16 protein-coding genes, 1 pseudogene and 1 riboswitch are annotated in these 16986 nt (G+C 64.8%); of the genes and pseudogenes, 14 read left to right on the forward strand and 3 right to left on the reverse strand.

From position 1 onward, the window contains the following. The first annotated feature begins 19 nt into the window (after window positions 1-19). From lpoB to CLU88_RS15235, 14 genes are all read left to right on the forward strand, one after another. On the forward strand, window positions 20-631 hold the full coding sequence (lpoB, locus tag CLU88_RS15165; protein ID WP_099657302.1) for a penicillin-binding protein activator LpoB: 612 nt from the start codon (window positions 20-22) through the stop codon (window positions 629-631). Window positions 632-834: 203 nt separating this feature from the next. After that, the gene (locus tag CLU88_RS15175) at window positions 835-1800 is read left to right on the forward strand and encodes a hypothetical protein (RefSeq protein WP_099657303.1); all 966 of its coding nucleotides are present in this window, start codon (window positions 835-837) and stop codon (window positions 1798-1800) included. Window positions 1801-1819: 19 nt separating this feature from the next. Further along, complete coding sequence (locus CLU88_RS15180; protein WP_233205612.1) at window positions 1820-2836, forward strand: alpha/beta hydrolase; 1017 nt, start codon at window positions 1820-1822, stop codon at window positions 2834-2836. A gap of 29 nt (window positions 2837-2865) precedes the next feature. Then, window positions 2866-3101, forward strand: a riboswitch (cobalamin riboswitch). A 168-nt stretch (window positions 3102-3269) separates the two neighbouring features. Then, entirely contained in the window at window positions 3270-4076 is an 807-nt protein-coding gene (cobM, locus tag CLU88_RS15185) for a precorrin-4 C(11)-methyltransferase (RefSeq protein WP_099657304.1), read from the forward strand. Beyond that, complete coding sequence (locus CLU88_RS15190) at window positions 4076-5041, forward strand: sirohydrochlorin chelatase (protein ID WP_099657305.1); 966 nt, start codon at window positions 4076-4078, stop codon at window positions 5039-5041. The genes cobM and CLU88_RS15190 overlap by 1 nt, the downstream gene beginning before the upstream one ends. Beyond that, window positions 5038-5733 (forward strand): precorrin-8X methylmutase, encoded by a 696-nt coding sequence (locus CLU88_RS15195; protein WP_099657306.1) that lies wholly within the window; start codon window positions 5038-5040, stop codon window positions 5731-5733. The genes CLU88_RS15190 and CLU88_RS15195 overlap by 4 nt, the downstream gene beginning before the upstream one ends. 7 nt (window positions 5734-5740) lie before the next feature. Next, entirely contained in the window at window positions 5741-6886 is a 1146-nt protein-coding gene (locus CLU88_RS15200; RefSeq protein ID WP_099657307.1) for a cobalt-precorrin-5B (C(1))-methyltransferase, read from the forward strand. Further along, window positions 6883-8208 (forward strand): precorrin-6y C5,15-methyltransferase (decarboxylating) subunit CbiE, encoded by a 1326-nt coding sequence (cbiE, locus tag CLU88_RS15205; RefSeq protein ID WP_099657308.1) that lies wholly within the window; start codon window positions 6883-6885, stop codon window positions 8206-8208. The genes CLU88_RS15200 and cbiE overlap by 4 nt, the downstream gene beginning before the upstream one ends. Beyond that, window positions 8205-9062, forward strand: coding sequence for a precorrin-2 C(20)-methyltransferase (cobI, locus tag CLU88_RS15210; protein WP_099657309.1), 858 nt, complete (start codon window positions 8205-8207; stop codon window positions 9060-9062). The genes cbiE and cobI overlap by 4 nt, the downstream gene beginning before the upstream one ends. Beyond that, a complete protein-coding gene (locus tag CLU88_RS15215) occupies window positions 9059-9868 on the forward strand; it encodes a cobalamin biosynthesis central domain-containing protein (RefSeq protein WP_099657310.1) in 810 nt (269 codons plus the stop codon). Before cobI ends, CLU88_RS15215 begins: the two co-directional genes overlap by 4 nt. A 3-nt stretch (window positions 9869-9871) precedes the next feature. After that, entirely contained in the window at window positions 9872-10342 is a 471-nt protein-coding gene (locus CLU88_RS15220) for a cobalamin biosynthesis protein (protein WP_099657311.1), read from the forward strand. Window positions 10343-10355: 13 nt separating this feature from the next. Further along, on the forward strand, window positions 10356-11024 hold the full coding sequence (locus tag CLU88_RS15225; protein ID WP_099657312.1) for an energy-coupling factor ABC transporter permease: 669 nt from the start codon (window positions 10356-10358) through the stop codon (window positions 11022-11024). Window positions 11025-11044: 20 nt separating this feature from the next. Further along, entirely contained in the window at window positions 11045-12052 is a 1008-nt protein-coding gene (cobJ, locus tag CLU88_RS15230; RefSeq protein WP_099657313.1) for a precorrin-3B C(17)-methyltransferase, read from the forward strand. Then, window positions 12049-12435, forward strand: coding sequence for a ferredoxin (locus tag CLU88_RS15235; protein ID WP_099657314.1), 387 nt, complete (start codon window positions 12049-12051; stop codon window positions 12433-12435). Before cobJ ends, CLU88_RS15235 begins: the two co-directional genes overlap by 4 nt. Before the next feature lie 137 nt (window positions 12436-12572). On the opposite strand, the pseudogene CLU88_RS15240 reads toward CLU88_RS15235, so the two are convergent. The 3 genes and pseudogenes from CLU88_RS15240 to CLU88_RS15250 all read right to left on the reverse strand — a co-directional run bounded on the left by CLU88_RS15240 (window position 12573) and on the right by CLU88_RS15250 (window position 16788). Beyond that, window positions 12573-13325 (reverse strand): annotated as a pseudogene (locus CLU88_RS15240) (IS5 family transposase). 83 nt (window positions 13326-13408) lie between these two features. Further along, a complete protein-coding gene (locus CLU88_RS15245) occupies window positions 13409-13627 on the reverse strand; it encodes a DUF4926 domain-containing protein (protein ID WP_199173461.1) in 219 nt (72 codons plus the stop codon). Next, window positions 13627-16788, reverse strand: coding sequence for a DUF6883 domain-containing protein (locus CLU88_RS15250; protein WP_099657315.1), 3162 nt, complete (start codon window positions 16786-16788; stop codon window positions 13627-13629). The genes CLU88_RS15245 and CLU88_RS15250 overlap by 1 nt, the downstream gene beginning before the upstream one ends. Between the last annotated feature and the right edge of the window lie 198 nt (window positions 16789-16986).

The following is a 16986-nucleotide window of genomic DNA, read 5'->3' on the forward strand; positions in this document are numbered from 1 at the left end:
TTTGTAGAGAGAGAAAACCATGCAACGCAATTTCCAGCGCACTGCGCTCATCGTGGCCTTTGCGGCCAGCACGCTGACCCTGTCGGCCTGCCAGAACCTGTCCTCCCCCACCGTGCGTTTTGACCGCCAGGTCAACTACGGCGACGCCAAGGGCGTGGAACTGGTGACCAATGAATTCGGCTCGTCCGACCTGCAGATGATTGCCGAGAAGATGACCGGCAGCCTGCTGGAAACCGGCATCTTCCAGGGCCGCCCTACGGTGACCATTTCCACCGTCAAGAACAAGACCAGCGAGTACATCGACACCACCAATGTGATGAACTCGATCCAGACCGCGTTGGTCAAGTCGGGCAAGGTGCGCTTTACGCGCTCCATCAATGAAATGCAGCAGGGCGTGGACGAACTGCAGCGCCAGAACCAGAGCGGCCTGTACAAGCAGAACACCACGGCCAAGGTCGGCCAGATGACGGCGGCCAAATACCAGCTCGAAGGCGAGCTGACCAGCATCGTCAAGCAGAACAACAACACCAAGGACGTTTTCTACAAGTTCACGCTGAAGATGTTTGACGTGCAGGAAGGCACGATCGAATGGCAGGACGAAAAAGAGATTCGCAAAACGAGCAAGAAGTGACATCCCCCTGAGGCGCTGCGCGCCTTCCCCCTTCTCTCGGCTTCGCCGGGAAGGGGGACGACGCCCTCGCTGCGGGGCGGCCCTTGCTTGGCGTCCCGCGCCTGGGCAGTGCCAGTCTCGCACGGCGGTGTGGCTTTCGTGGGTTGGGGTGAGATGACCCACGCCGAGTAAAAACCATTCAATCAGCTCACAAGGAGCACACCATGCAACGCAGAACCACTTTGCACACGGCACTGGCCGTGATCGCCGCCACCACGCTGGCCTGGGGCGGCAGCGCCCAGGCGCAGAATGCGGCCCCCAAGATTGCCGTGACCGACCTGGCCTATGCCCAGCGCGTGTCCGAGTATTTTGTGGCGGGCGCCTACCAGCGCAGCGCCCAGATGAGTGCGCGCAGCAGCCAGGGCGGCAGCCACAGCCATGGGGCATATGGTGGCGGTGGCTCGTACTCTGGCAGCCAGTCGGTGCAGGCGTCCGAGCAGGCCAGTGGCACCTATGTGGCGGGCAGCTACAGCTACATCGAGCAGCGTGAGCTGGGTGGTTACACCAACGACATCAAGGGCGCTTTGCTGCAAGGCACCTACTTCCGTCTGGTGCAGGGCAAGGGCTTTGACGCCGGTGCACCCCAGGCCTCCAAGGCCGAGCAGGTGCTCAACCAAGTGCAGGGCGGCAAGATGGCCACGCCCAAGGCACAGCCCCAGGTGACCGATGTGATCGCCCGCATCAAGAAGGGCGAATTCAACGGCGCCGACTACGTGCTGTTCGGCGTGGTCTCCAGCATCGATTTCACCGATGCCCTGTCGCCCCTGCAAGGCAGCAGCAGCGCCACACGCCAGTACGACCTGCAGTTGTTGGCCGACTTCTCTCTGATCAACACCCGCACCTATGAAATCAAGGCAGCGTTCTCGGCCCAGGGCCAGGGCAACGACACCAAGATTTTGTCCACGCGTGGCGACATTGCCCCGCCCAACCGTGCCAAGGTGATCCGCGAAACCTCGCAAAGTCTGGCCCAAGACGTGTACGTGCAACTGGCCACCCAACTGGGCTACACCGATGCGCACCTGTCCCGTGGCGTGCGGCCTCCACAGCCGATGGCCTACCCTGCAGACGGCGGCCAACCCCAGCCCATGCCTGTGCCGCAGCAGCCTGATCAGGTCATCATCCTGAAGTGATGCCGGGCACAGCGTGGCGATGAACGCCATGGCGCCCTCGCTGCGCCAGCGCACCGTGAAGGCCAGCCTTGCGCTGGCCTTTTTTGCGTGCGCTGTCGCGGGTTTGCCCGGCTGCGCTGCACCGCAGACGCCTGCGCCTGCAGAGACCGCTGAAGGGCAGGGCGCCGTGCGATTTGCACCCCTGCGGCTCAGTGGGATCAGTGTGGGTGAGGGCCCAACGCAAGCACTGTGGGCGCTGCAGCGCGGCCCCCTGGCGCCGCCCTTGCGCTACCGCTTGGTGGTGATTCCGGGCTCTGGCTGCGCGGGCATGGGCCCCTTGGCAGACCGCTACTTTCGGGGCCTGCTGCATGCCCAGGTGACGGTGCTGCACAAGCCCGGGGTGCATCCTCAGGACACTACCGCACCTGCCGATTGCCCGCCCCATTTTGTGCAGACGGACAGCCTCTCCCACTGGGCGGCCAATGCCCGGGCGGCGCTGGAGCAGATCGTCGCCATGCCGCCGCCTGCCCGTGTGGATGGCCCATCGCTACCCCTGCTGCTCGTCGGGATCTCCGAGGGGGTGGAACTCCTGCCCACCTTGGCGGCGGCTGCCGGGCCCGGACTGGCGGGCATGGTGATGGTTTCTGGCAGCGGCCTGGACCCGCGCGAAGCCGGGCGGCTTCAGGCACTGCGCATGGGCCACAGTGCCGATTGGGACGCCTTGGGCCGCATGCAGGCCAGCACAGCCCCAGACTCCACCGTGCACCAAGGCCGCAGCCTGCGCTACTGGCGAGACCTGTGGCATTGGCCTGTGCAGCAGCCCCTCGTTGACGGACCCTGGCCGCTGCTGCAGGTGTGGGGTGAGAGGGACGAGCTTGTGCCTGCGGCTGCGTACCGGCAATTTGCCCGGGTTGCCCAGGGGCGTACAGCGCCATACTGCATGCGCAGCTTGGCGGGGGCCAACCACGGCCTGCAGACGCCAGACACAGATGGCGTGCAAGGGGTGTGGCATGGGCTGGAGCAATGGGCCCGCACGCCAGGCCAGGGGTTGTGCTGACGGCTGCAGGTGCCCTGACGGTGCCGTGCCCTATACTCGCCCCCGTTGGTGCTCGTGCCGTCATTGCGACGGCACAGTTAAACGGGAATCAGGAGAGCGCGGCCCACCACGAGTCGCCCTTAACCTGAGCTGCCCCCGCAACGGTAAGCGAGAGAAAGCACCGCTTTCAGCCTGCGTCACATGTCCACTGGGTCTTCATGGCCTGGGAAGGATTCACAGGAACACCTCGCCAGCCCGGAGACCGGCCGACAAGCGGGTGAGCCACGTGCCCACCCATGTCACAGAACCTGCGGGGAAGCAGGGGGTCTGGGTGCATCCGGGTTTTGTCCATGGTTTCTGATTTGGTGTTGGCCTGCGTGCCAGCGGCGCGGCGTTTGGCGTGCCATCCCTCTCCCTTGCGGACAGGGTGGGCCTCCTTGTGCCTGCGTCGGCCATGACGGTCGGCACCGTCTGGTTTGTGGGCGCGGGCCCAGGTGATCCGGAGCTCATCACCGTCAAGGGCCGCTCGCTCATTGAGCGCGCTGGCGCCATCCTGTTTGCTGGCTCGCTGGTCAACGAGGCCGTGACCCGCTGGGCACCGCCGGGCTGCAGCATTGCCGACAGCAAGGACATGACGCTGGAGCAGATGGCCGCTTGGCTCATTGCCCAGGCGCAGCAGCACGCGGTAGTCATCCGCTTGCAGACCGGCGACCCGGCGCTGTACGGCGCGTTGATCGAGGTGGTGCAGCCATTGGATGCCGCAGGCGTGCCCGTGCGCGTGGTGCCGGGCGTGTCATCGGCCATGGCGTCGGCAGCGGCGGCGGTGGAGAGCTTCACGCTGCCCGAGGTCACGCAAAGCGTGATCTTCACCCGCGTGGAAGGCCGCACGCCCATGCCCGAAGGCGAGTCGCTGGCCGAGCTGGCGCGCCACCATTGCACGCTGTGCATCTTCTTGTCCATCACCCTGCTGCACAAGGTGCAAGAGCAGCTGCGCGCCGCTGGCTGGGCCGAGGACGCCCCCATGCTGGTGGTGCACAAGGCCAGCTGGCCGGGTGAGGAACTCATCATCCGCGGCACGCTGGCAGACATTCGCCAGCGCTGCCGCGACGCCAAGGTGGTCAGCCAGGCCATGGTGATTGCCAGCCCCAACCTGGGCGCACGCCACTGGCCCACGCTGGCCAAGTCCAAGCTGTACGACGCCAGCTTCACCCACCGCTTTCGCAAGGCCAGCGTGCCTGCCACGCCCACGGAGACTTCCTGATGCACACCCCAGCCACGCCCCACGGTATACACCTCGGCGCACGCCACGACGACACCATTCTGCTCATCGGCCACGGCTCACGCGAGAGCGAGGGCAACGACGAAATCCACCGTTTTGTGGCCCAGTGGCGCGCGCGCCAGCCGGGCTGGAACATTGAGGTGTGTTTCATCGAATTTGCCGCCCCCAGCCTGCACGATGGCTTGCAGCAAGCCGGGCGCAACGCCCGCCGCGTGCTGGTGCTACCGCTCATCCTGAACGCGGCGGGCCACGTGAAGATGGAGATCCCTGAGGCCATCGAGCACGCGCGCGAGCATTGCCCAGGCACCGAGTTTTTGTACGGCCCACACCTCACGGCTTGTGATCCCATTTTGGCGGTGCTGCGCCGCAATTTGCGTCAGTGCATGGGCCAGCTCGATATGCCCGACCCCACCACCACGGGCGTGGTGCTGCTGGGGCGCGGCTCGTCCGACCGGCAGGCCAATGGCGATGTGGCCAAGATGGCCCGCTGGCTGATGGAAGAGACCGACCACGAGCTGGTGGACCTGGCCTTCACCGGCATCACTTGGCCGCGCCTGGAGCGCGCGGTGCAGCGCCAGGTGCAGCTGGGCATGAAGCAGGTGGTGGTGCTGCCGTATTACCTGTTCACCGGCACGCTTATGCAGCGCATTGCCCGCCAGGTGGAGCACCTGCGCCAGCAGTACCCCCAGGTGCGGTTTGCACAGGCCTCGTACTTCGGGTTTGAGAAAGAAATCTTCGCCCTGCTGGAGCAGCGTGTGGCCGATTTGCGCGCGGGCGTGCCCGACAGCAAGCTGCCCTGCGACGGTTGCAAGTACCGCGAGATTGCCCACGACATGGGCCACGGTCACAGCCATGAGCACACCCATGCCCCGGCTGCAGAGGCCGTAGTGCATCTGCACGAAAACGATCACCACCATCATCACCATCACGAGGTGCAGCCCGCATGAGCACCGTCAACACTGTCACCGAGCAGCTCACCCGCGCAGGGCAGGCCATTGAGCACGACAGCTTCTCCATCATCGATGCGGAGGTGCAGGGCCACGATTACACGGCCGAGCAGTGGCCCATCGTGCGCCGCATGATCCATGCCAATGCTGACTTCGAGTTCAACGGCCTGACCGACTTTCACCTGAATGCCGTGGAGGCGGGGATCACCGCCATGCTGCGTGGGGGAACGCCCGTGGTGGCCGATGTGGAGATGATCTGCTCGGGCCTGTCACAGCCGCGGCTGGCGCACTTTGGCATGTACACGCACCAGTTCATATCGGATGCGGACGTGATCGCGCAAGCCCAGCAGCAAGACACCACCCGCGCAGTGCAGGCCATGCGCAAGGCGCACCAGCGGGGCTTGCTCGACGGGGCCATCGTGGGCATCGGCAACGCCCCCACGGCGCTGATCGAGTTGGCCCGGCTGATCGCCGAAGAGGGCGTGCGCCCGGCATTGGTGGTAGGTATGCCCGTGGGCTTTGTGTCGGCGGCCGAGTCCAAAGACCTGATTGCCAGCCAGCACGAAGTGCCATGGATCGTGATCCGTGGGCGCAAGGGGGGCTCCACCTTGGTTGTGGCCGCCTTGCATGCGCTACTGGCGTTGGCCGAGGCGCGGCAAAAGCACCTGATGGGCATTGCAGCCCAGGGCTGACACCGCCATGATGGAAAAAACCGTTCGCCGTGGCACCCGCACCGGGTTCACCACTGGGGCCTGCTCTGCCGCCGCCGCCGCTGCCGCCGTGCAGGGCTTGGTGCATGGCACGGTGCCCGATGCGGTGGACTGCCTGCTGCCCAACGGCGACACGGTGCGTTTTGCGGTGAACGATGGGCGTTGCGATGCCCCGGGCCCTGACGCCCCCAGTGCCACCGCCCACGCCATGGTCATCAAGGATGCGGGCGACGACCCCGACTGCACCGACAAGGCCCACCTCACCGCCGATGTGCGTGTGCTGCCCGGCGAGGCGGGTGTGGTGCGTCTGTGCGGGGGCTTTGGTGTGGGCACCGTCACCATGGCCGGGCTGGGGCTGGAGGTGGGCGGCCCCGCCATCAACCCCGTGCCCCGCCGCAACATCGAAGACAACGTGCGCGCCGCAGGTGCAACGTTGCTGGCCCATGCGGGGCTGGAGGTCACCATCTCCGTGCCGCAAGGCGTGGACATGGCCAAGAAGACACTCAATGCGCGCCTGGGCATCCTTGGCGGCATCTCCATTTTGGGTACCACCGGCATCGTCAAGCCGTATTCCACCTCCGCCTACCGCGCCAGCGTGGTGCAGGGCGTGCAGGTGGCGGCCACGCTGGGCCATGGTGTGGTGGTGCTCACCACCGGTGGCCGCACCGAGCAGTTTGCGATGAAAGAGCGCGCTGGCCTGCCCCCTGCCTGCTTTGTGCAGATGGGCGACTTTTTGCGCTATGCGCTTGATGAAGCTGTGGCCCAAGGCCTCGCCGAAGTCGTCATTGGCGGCATGGTGGGCAAGCTCACCAAAATCGCCCAGGGCGAAACCATCACCCACGCCAACCGCGCCGAGGTGGACACCGAGCTGCTCGCGCAACTGGCTGCAGGCATTGGTGCCCCGCCCGAGGTGTGCGCCGAGATTGCTGCTGCTGAAACCGCCCGTTTTGCCGCCGAGCGCATGCAGGCCCTGGGCTTGGCCACGGCCTTTCACGAAGCGCTGGCCCGGGCCGTGGTGCACACGCTCATGGCCCCTGACCGCTACGGTGGCAAGTTCCGCCTGCAGGTGCTGGTGTGTGACTTCGATGGCCTGAAGGTGGCCGAAGCCGATTCTTCCATTTCACAACCCACATGACCGACCCCCAACCTTGCCGAGTGATCGGTGTGCTCGACGATGGCGCCGCCAGCCTCAGCCCCACAGCCCTGGCCCTGCTGCGCCGGGCCGACTGGGTCATTGGCGGTGCTCGCACGCTGGCGCTGCTGGACGACGACATTGCCCCCCATGCCCAGCGCCGCGATCTGGCGGGCCAGCTCAGCGCCGTGCCCGGCTGGATAGCCGCCGCGCGCGACGCAGGCCAGACCAGCGTGGTGCTGGCCACGGGCGACCCGCTGTGCCACGGCATTGCCAGCTACCTCGCATCGCGCCTGTGCATCGAGGCGGTGGAGGTGTTACCCAACCTCTCGACCGTGCAACTCGCCTGCGCCCGCCTGGGCCTGGCCTGGCAGGACGCGCGCATCGTGTCCGTGCACAGCAAGGATGCTGGCGAATGGCGAGTGGGGGCGGAGCCCGGCCACGGCCTCTATGCCCTGGCGCAAAGCCTGCGCCAGCACGACCGCTTGCTGGTGCTCACCAGCCCTGACAACACGCCCGATCGCATCGCCCGCCTGATCGTGGCCGAGGGCCTGGGCGACGACTTTCAGATGGCCGTGGCCGAGCGCCTGTGCACACCCGACGAGCGTGTGGTGGCCGAGCTATCGCCCCACGATGCAGCCCAGCAAGCCTTTGCCGACCCCAACGTGGTGGTGCTGGTGCGCAGCCAAGTGCGCCCGCAGCCTGTGCGCATGGGCCTGGCCGACAGCGCCTACCACCAGCGCCAGCCCGACAAGGGCCTCATCACCAAGCAAGAGGTACGTGCCGTGTCGCTGGCCCGCATGCAGCTGCACGCTGACAGCCGGGTGTGGGACATTGGCGCGGGCAGCGGCTCGGTAGGACTCGAAGCCGCCCGCCTGTGCCCCCAAGGCCATGTGTGGGCTATCGAGAAGAACGAGGCCGACCACGCCATTGCAGGCCAGAACGCCCGTGCCTTTGGCGTGAGCAACCACACTCTGCTGCACGGCAAAGCCCCTGAGGGGCTGGACGCCTGGCCCGACCCGGATGCCGTGTTCATTGGCGGATCGGGCGGTGAGCTGCAGGAGCTGATTGGCCTGTGCCTGCGCCGCCTGCGTGCGGGGGGCTGGCTGGTGATGAACTTCGTCACGCTCGAAAACCTGGCCAGCGCCACGCACGCCTTGCAGGCCCAGGGTGCGGTGTGGGATGTGCTGCAACTGCAAGCCGCCCGCAGCAAGCCCATCCTGCACATGCACCGCATGGCGGCAGAGAACCCGGTGTGGATCGTTTGCGCGCAGCGTGGCGAAGGCATTGCCCCTGCGGCTGCCGAGGAAGGAGCGCGCGCATGAGCGACGCCGCCCCCATCCCACACGGAAAGCCTTTGGGCCGTCTCATCGGGGTGTCCCTTGGCCCTGGCGACCCTGGCCTCATCACCCGCGCAGCGTGGGCACAGCTGCAGCGCACCGATGCCGTGTGGACCTACCCCGCCCGCAGCACCAAAACACCCAGCTACGCCTTCGACATCGTGCAGCGCGCCGGGCTCACGCCGCCCGCCCAGCACCAAATGTTGTTGTTCCCCATGACGCATGACGGCGACAAGCTCGCCCGCGCCTGGATGCGCGCCGCAGAGACGGTGCTGCCCTGGCTACTGGTCGGGCAGGACGTGCTGTTTTTGGTGGAAGGCGATGCCAGCACCTACGCCACCTTTGGCCACTTGGCCCGTACCGTGCAGGCGCTGGATGCGCGCATTGATGTGCCCGTGATTGCCGGTGTGAACGCCTTCGCAGCTGCCTGCGCCGCGCGCGGCATGCCTCTGGCAGAGCAGGACGACACCATTGCCATCGTGCCCGCCGCCTACGGTGTGAGCGCGGTGGACCGCTTGCTCACCGACTTCGACACCCTGGTGCTCATGAAGGTCAAGCCGCTGATGGACGACCTGATCAACTGGCTGACCCTTCGCGAGCTGCTGCCCCACACCCAGTTCATCGAGCGCGTGGGTGCGCCCGACGAGCGCAGCGTGAACGGCGTGGACCTGCCCGCTCTGCGCGGCACCAAGGTCAGTTACCTCTCGCTCATGATCGTGAAGAACCCGCACCGCATACGGGGTGAGCGCATCAAGGGCTGCCTTAAAAAGACATCGCCTGCGCCGTTGCCTGCTGTGGATGGCAACGGCCTCTCTGCCGAACAGGAAACCGCTGAATGACTGCATCCTCTGTATCACCCGCCGTGGTGCTCTCTGCCCCTGTGAATCCTGAGCAGGAGGCCCGCGTCTGCATCGTCGCCATCACCCGCCACGGTGCGGCCCAGGCGGCTCAGCTGGCGCGTGATTTGCCAGATGCCCATGTGTGCACCGCCGCCAAGTTTGCCCAGGCGTTCGAAGGCCTGGCCAACCCCGTGCGCGCCTACGACGGTGCCCTGCGCGATGAGATGGCTCCGCTGTTTGCGGGCTACGACCAGCTGGTGTTCTTTGTCTCGCTGGGTGCCGTGGTGCGGTTGATTGCACCCGTGCTGAAGTCCAAAGACGAAGATCCCGGCATCACGGTGGTAGACGATGCAGGCCAGTTCGTCATCCCGGTCCTCTCGGGCCATGTGGGCGGCGCCAACGCCATGAGCGAGCGCATTGCCGACCTGCTCGGCGCCACGCCCGTGCTGACCACTGCATCGGACGTGGGCAAGACCATCCCTGTGGACATCCTGGGCCGCCACCTGGGCTGGCGCGTGCAGGCCCCCAAGATCAACATCACCCGCGTTTCGGCCCATGTGGTCAACGGCGAGCCCATTGCCCTGGTGCAAGAGGCGGGCAGCACCCGCTGGTGGACCCGGCCCACGCCGCTGCCCGCCAATGTGGAATGCCTCACCGCGTTTGCGCAGGTGCGGCCCGATCACCACAAGGCCGTGCTGTGGGTCACCCACGCTGATGTGCCCGACACCCTGTGGGCCGACTGGGCCGAGCGCCTGGTGGTGTACCGCCCGCCCGCAGGGCAGGCTGCAGACGCCACCACGGCCTGAGCCATGTCTGCGGTAGCAAGCCAATCATCCGCGCCAGTCGCACCTTCCCTGGCCATTGGCCTGGGCTGCGACCGGGGCACGCCCCTGGCCACGGTGCAGCAATGCCTGCAGCAGGCACTGGCTTCGGCCGGTGGCACGCTGGCCGATGTGGCGGTGCTGGCGAGCATTGAAGCCAAGGCCGACGAAGCCGCCTTTTTGCAACTGGCCGCGCAGCATGGCTGGCCTCTGCACTGGTACAGCGCCGCGCAACTGGCGGCTGTGCCCGTGCCCAACCCCTCGGCCACCGTGCAGCGCTACATGGGCACCCCCTCGGTGAGCGAGGCCGCTGCCTTGCTGGCCGCACAGGCCGATCTGCACGCTCTGGTGGTGGAAAAGCACAAGTTGCGCGGGCCCGATGGCAAGAACGCCACCGTGTCCATCGCCCGCATGGCCGCTGCGTCCTCCACCCCTTTTTCACCCCCGTCCGTTTCTTGAAAGGAAACCTCCCATGCACATCGAAATCGGCATCATCTCTCCCGAAAAGCTGGCCTACGCAGGCGTCGCGGCCACGGCCCTTTTGGGCGCCCACACCATGGGCCTGCTCAAAAGCCCCACCGCCTGGCTGCGCACGGCCCTGGCGGCATTCTTCTTCAGCCTGCTGATGCAGGCCTGGCACCTGCCCGTGGGCCCGTCAGAGCTGCACCTGGTGGGGGCCATGCCCGTGTACCTGCTGTTCGGCTTTATCCCCACGCTGTTCGGCTTTGGGCTGGGCCTGCTGGTGCAAGCCCTGGTGTTTGAGCCGCAAGACATGGCCCACCTGGCCGTCAACTTCCTGAGCCTGGCCGTGCCTCTGGTCACCGTGCACCACACCCTGGGCAAGAAGATGCAAGGCATCAGCGTGGCCAATGTGCTCAAGCTCGACGCCGTGTACTACGCAGGTGTGACGCTGATGGTGGGCTTCTGGCTGTCCATCAGCAACGATGCCGCCCCCGTGGCCGACTGGGCGCTGTTTGCAGCCTCGTACACCAGCCTGGTCGCCGTGGAGCCCTTGCTGACCATCGGCCTGGTGGCCCTGGCGGGCCGTCTGCGTGGCAGCCGCGTGGGTCAACGCCTGCTCGCCGCCTGCATTGACGAAGGCCTGCTGCGCCGCGCAGCGCCTGCAGTGGCGTCTGCTTGATCTGTACAAGGGCTGATTCCATGACCGCAGGAAAAATCATGCTCGTGGGCATCGGCCCCGGCAGCACCGAGCACATGACGGCGCGCGCCCGCGCCGCCATTGCCGAGGCCGACACCATCATCGGCTACGTCACCTACATCAAGCTGGTGGCCGATCTCATCGAAGGCAAGGAGATCATTCGCAAGTCCATGACCGAAGAGCTGGACCGCGCCATCGAAGCGCTGGCCCGTGCCCGCGAGGGCAAGAAGGTGGCGCTCATCTCTTCGGGCGATGCGGGCGTGTACGGCATGGCCGGGCCCACGTTTGAAGTGCTGTTCCAGGCCGGGTGGACGCCGCCAGCCATCGACGAGAACGGTGTGCCGGAGGCAGGCGGCATTGTGGTGGAAGTGGTGCCCGGTGCCTCGGCCCTCAACAGCTGCGCGGCCCTGGTGGGCGCGCCGCTCACGCACGACTTTTGCGCCATCTCGCTGTCGGACTTGCTCACACCCTGGCCCACCATTGCGCGCAGGCTGGATGCCGTGGCTTACTCCGATTTTGTGGTGGCCCTCTACAACCCCAAGAGCGGCCGCCGCACGCGCCAGATCGTAGAGGCGCAGCGCTTGTTCCTGCGCCACCGCAGCCCCGATACGCCCGTGGCCATCGTCAAGAGCGCCTACCGCCGCCGTGAGCGCATTGAGTTCACCACGCTGGCGCACATGAGCGATGCCGACATCGGCATGCTCAGCACCGTGCTCATCGGCAACAGCAACACCGTGGTGCAAAACGGCCTGATGGTCACGCCACGCGGCTACGCCAACAAGTACGACGTGCAAGCGGGCGGCACCACGCGCGAGGGAGAGCGCCCGGGCCGGTCGCTCTCCACCGGACTCAACGGCTGGCTTGAAAACTTGTTTGCCGACCACGCTGCGGGCGACACCATCGAGGCCCTGGCCCAGCGCCACCGCCTGCCGGTGGAGTACATCCGCGACACCCTCGAAAACCCGCTGGAAGCCGCAGCGCAGGACGTCCCCGAAGAGGCCGAAGCATGAGCACCGACAGCACGAACGCGGCTGTAGCCACTGATACAACGACCCCCGAGGTCGTGCGCCCCAAGATTGGTGACTACCGCCGTCATTTGCTCATCTGCACCGGTCCGCGTTGCACCCAAAACGGTGAGGCGCAAGACCTGTTTGACAGCCTGGGCGCCAAGTTCAAGGCCGCGGGTTTGAACGATGGGGAACTGCGCGTGAAACGCAGCAGGGTCAGCTGTTTCGCCGCCTGCAAAGGCGGCCCGGTGATGTGCGTGCAGCCTGACGGCACTTGGTATTACGACGTGACCCCCGCGAACATGGACCGCATCATTACCGAGCACTTGGTGGGCGGGCAGGTGGTGCAGGAGCTGGTGTTTCACCAGGGGCCGACGGGTGGGTAGTGCGTGGCGGTAGGCGAGGACCACGGTTCCTTGCCGCTGCATGTGTTGCAGAACTCGGGACCGTTTGCGGCTGCAACACTGAACGTTCCCGCACCCCATTGGATTGCCCCTGTACTGTTGACGAAGCCTAGAGCGTTTTATGAACTTCCTGCCCCGGCCAGCACTCGTGCGGCAGCGGGCAACATGAGCATTGCAAAGACAAGGAAATGCAGCCCGCCGGGCACTTCGGGCAGTCGCTCGTAGCCCCGCGATAGCCTGCGAAATCTCGCCAGCGAGCCGAAGCTGCGCTCTACCACCCAGCGCCGGGACAGCAGCACGAAGCCCTTCTTCGCCTCAGGCAACTTCACAATCTGCAGGTCGATCGCGTTTGCTTGCGCCGCCTTCGATGCTGCCTCACCCGTGTAACCCTGGTCTGCCCATGTCAGTTGCACCGTGTGGCCCGTGGCCTACTGCATGTCTTCGCACAGGCGCTGCACTTGGGCGCGCTCCTGTTCGTCCGCTGGCGTGACATGCACCGCCCGCAGGTGGCCCAGCGTGTCCACGGCCATGTGGACTTTGCTGCCGCGCTTGCGTTTGTAGCGTCGTAGCCCGCACTCGGGCCGCTCTCGCAGCTCGACTGCAACGTGTGCCCATCCATCGCTACGGCGCTGGGCTGACCTTGGCGACCCTGCGCTACGCGAATGCTGGAGCGCAGGTCCGAGACCATCGCCTCGAGGCAACCCGCATCCAGCCAGCGCCGGCTCTGCTGATAGACCGACTCCCAGGGTGTTGAAGACTTCCCGCAGATCGTTCTCTCGCTGGGGCGCGTGCTGGTCCATCAAGGTCAGATATGGGGCAGTGAAGCTCCATTCTTCATCGCTGACGTCCGTTGTGTAGGGCTTGCGGGGCATGCGCAAACTCTACTCGCGGCTTTGCCCTCAATGAGTAAAGTTCATAAAACGCTCTAGTTGCGTTGCGGGTATGGGCGATGTTTTCATTGGAAGAGTGAACCCATCAATTTAAATTGGTTGGGGCGTAACGCAATCTGAGCAACGGTTACGCCCTCTTCATCACAGAACTCGATTTCGTAAGCGCTCTCTGGTTCTGTGAACTCTTCGACGATTACACCGATTGCGCCCTTGGCTAGCGATTCGCTCGGAATTGCGTCAATGAGCTCCACAGCGTCATTTATCTTTGGCTTCATTGTCTGCATCACTTCACAAAGATAGTTGTCATTTCAGGCACATTTGAACCAGGTTTGTATATCCAGCCGCTTCGAACAACGCCACTGCCTGCTGGACCAGTTACAGGTATATCTACCGTAAAGCGACTTCCGAACTGATCGACCTTACCCGCGATGGGTGTGTAATTCATCACACCTTGACGAAGTTGGCTCATCAGATCATCAGCGTTACTCTTGGTGAATCCAAGTGCTGACTCAAACACCCGTGCTTTGTTTCCCCCGACCGGATGGGCAGGGTTCAGTGCGTAATCGGTAAGCTTGCGTGGATCAATGACTGCTCTGTTAGCGCCAATGAGAGAGGAGGCGCCTTCAGCAAGTTCGACGCCTCCATTGTTCGAAATGTCCCTGCTGCTCGCAGCCTCTACTCCACTCACACCCGAACCGTTCTGAGGCCTATTTCCATCCGGCGTCTTTCCCGCAGCCCCCATCGCATTGTCAACACTGCCGCCCAGTCTGTTGCCAATCCCCCGGCCCAGCGCACCTCCCATGGCCATTCCGACCTGCGCGTGCAGCCCTTCCTCCGTCGCAAAGCCCGTGATGTCGTTGATCGCATCCCGGCTAAACCCTTTGCCTGCAGCATTTTCCAACGCTGCCGCCTTGGTCCACAGTCCGTTATAGATGGCGTCGCGAGAGAAGTCTTTGCCCTGGATTTGCTTGTATTCCGAGGCTGCAGCTCTCCACTCTGCTGCGCTAAAACTATCTATGGGCATGTCCGACATGCTCGCCAGCGTCATAACCCGCTGACGCGGATCGGTATAGGCACTGGGATCGGTGATCGTAGAGCGCCCCGCAAAAGGGTAGTTTCCATACTCGGACGCTGGTGCTGGATTCACAAATCCTCGGCCACCGCCCGCATTGTTGGTGTTCTCAGCGGCGGCGTCTCTTTGCGCCCTTCCCCCACTCTCGGCCGCAATAGCCCGCCCACCCAGCTGCGCCGCGCTCGTATCCGACAAGTCAAACCGCAGCACCTGCCCCGGCTGCACCACGGGCACGCCCTGCGCGTTCAGCCGCACCTGACCACTGGCCAGCAGCTGGCCGTAGGCCGCCCTTTGCTCCTGGGCGTTGAGCCCGGCTGCAGCCAATGCGGCCAGTGGGCCTTGGCCCTTGCCCACGACGGCCTCGTTGATGGCTGGTGCCTCGGGGGCCATGCTGCCGTTCAGGCGGATACCGCCGTCGATCTCATCACTCCAGTTCGAGAGCGCATCGCCCGAGACCCGCAGGCCTTGGCTGCTGCGCCCGGGCTGCAGGCCTTGGGCCTGGGTGGGGTCTACGTCGCTGGAGCCGAGGTTCTGCACCCACTCGTTGTTGGGTTTGTCGCCTTGGCGGGTGTTGCCGGTGTTTTCGGTCTTATTCGTTTTGTCTGCCTTGCCGCCAGCGTCTGCTTTGCCTGCAAACGGGTTGTTCTCTTCCATCAGCCCGCCAAGAAAGTCACTGGCAAAGCCTGCGGCTGCGTCGCCACTGCCTGCCACGCGCACGGCGCTGCTGGCGGCGCGGCTCATCAGGCGCAGGGTGCTGGCTTCTTGCACGTTCAGCGTCCCGTCCTTGCTGAGCGCGGTGATCTGGCTCTCCAGGCTCTTGCCCACTTCTCCCGCCACGCTGGAGATGAGGCTGTTGGTCAGGCCGTCCTTGAACTTGCCGCCGCTGGCTTCTTGCAGCAGGCCCTGCAGGCCAGCTTTGCCCAGGTGGCCCAGGGTGCGGGTGGCCAGCTCGGTGCTTTGCAGGGCGCCACTCACGCCCGAGACGTCCATCACCCCAAACGTCACGCCCGCGGTCAGGGCCGAGCGCAGCATGTTGCCCAGATTGATCTTGCCGCCCGTGGCCAGTTGCATGTTGGCGCTGCTGATGGCGCCCAGGGCCATGCTTTGGCCCAGGCTGGTGCTGGCACTGGCGGCGGTGATGCCGAAGGCGCCGGCCGTCATCATCGTCATGACGCCAGCGAACACCAGGGGGAAGGCTTTGTCGATGAAGCTGTTGCTGGGCCGGATGTTGTTCTCCAGGTCCGTGCTCCAGCCGTTGACGGGGTCAAACCACAGGTATTCGTTGTTGATGAGCCTGCGGTTTTGTTCGGGGGTGAGCTGGGTTTTTTCCAGGGTGGCGTCACGCCAGTCGCCAGGGTTGCCGTTGTCGTCCACGGTCTGGCCACCCATGACCAGCTTGGCCTCACCTAGCTTGTAATGCGCGGGGGTGCTGTCCACACCTGCATCGGTTTGGTTGTGGATCTGCTCAGGCTGGAACTGCAGTGGCTCTTTGCCGTGCAATAGCGCAAACGCTTTTTGCGTAGGGCTGTCGCCTGCGGCGTAGGCTTTGGCGAATTCAGCGGGATCGGTGAAGCGCCATTCGTTGCTCACCCCGCTGACAAACTGGTTGGCTTTGTCCCAAACCGCCTTCGTTTGCGCAACGTCGATAGGGTGCGTGACGTGGAGCAGCGTTTGCTCTGATACATCGCCGCTGTCGTTATTGCTGCTGTACAGCTGCACGAGCTCACTGCCCACCACATTGGGCCCAGGGTGCTGCTGGGCCTCGTCCAGGGCTTTGAGGAATTGGCCGCGCACGTTGTTTTGCGCTTCCTGCAGCTGCGTCAATCGCGCACCCAGGTCTGTGCCAAAGCGAGCCTGGATGCCGTTGCCCACGTCGGTGCCGGTGTTCAGCGGCGCCAGCGGCGGGCCAAACTGGGCAATCATTTCCTGGTTGGCGGGCTCGGCCAGCAACAACTCCAGCGCCGCAATCTCCATGGCGCTGGCTTTGGGGGCGGCCACTGCCGTGGCAGCGTCTGGGCTGGCGACTTGGGCGGGTGTCAGCAGCAGGGGTTTGGTGTGGACTGTTACGTATTCCGGGGCAGCGTCAATCTGCAGGGGTTTGTTCACGCCATACGCCACATCGCCATTGCCGTCGTCGGTGATCAGTAAGGGCTTGGTGGACACGGTTTCGTAGACCGGGGCTTCGTCCACCAAGAGAGGTTTGTTGTAGCCCGTGTCATAGCCCGCGCCGCCGTCGAGCAGCAAGGGTTTGGTGTCGACCGTGTCAAAGGTGTCTACGCTGCCTGGGTCGTAGGCATCCACAGATGCGGGGGTGATGGGCTCGATGGTGGGGGTATCCCACACTGCGGCGGCGCCGGACGATGTGACTTGCATGGCGGCGCAGTGTGCCGAGGCTCTGCGCTGTGCGTAACTGGGATGCTTCCTAGCTGGGAATCACCCTAGCTGGGAAGAACACCTATGGGGCGCTGAGTGCAAGGCAGGCAATTGCTATCAAATGAATAGCTTCTAGCGCTTGATGAGAAAGCGCTAGAGGCCTAAATGACCACAAGCGAGCACGGTTGGCAATGGCAT

Origin of the sequence: Acidovorax sp. 56 (genome assembly GCF_002749705.1) — a bacterium.
GTDB lineage: Bacteria > Pseudomonadota > Gammaproteobacteria > Burkholderiales > Burkholderiaceae_C > Acidovorax.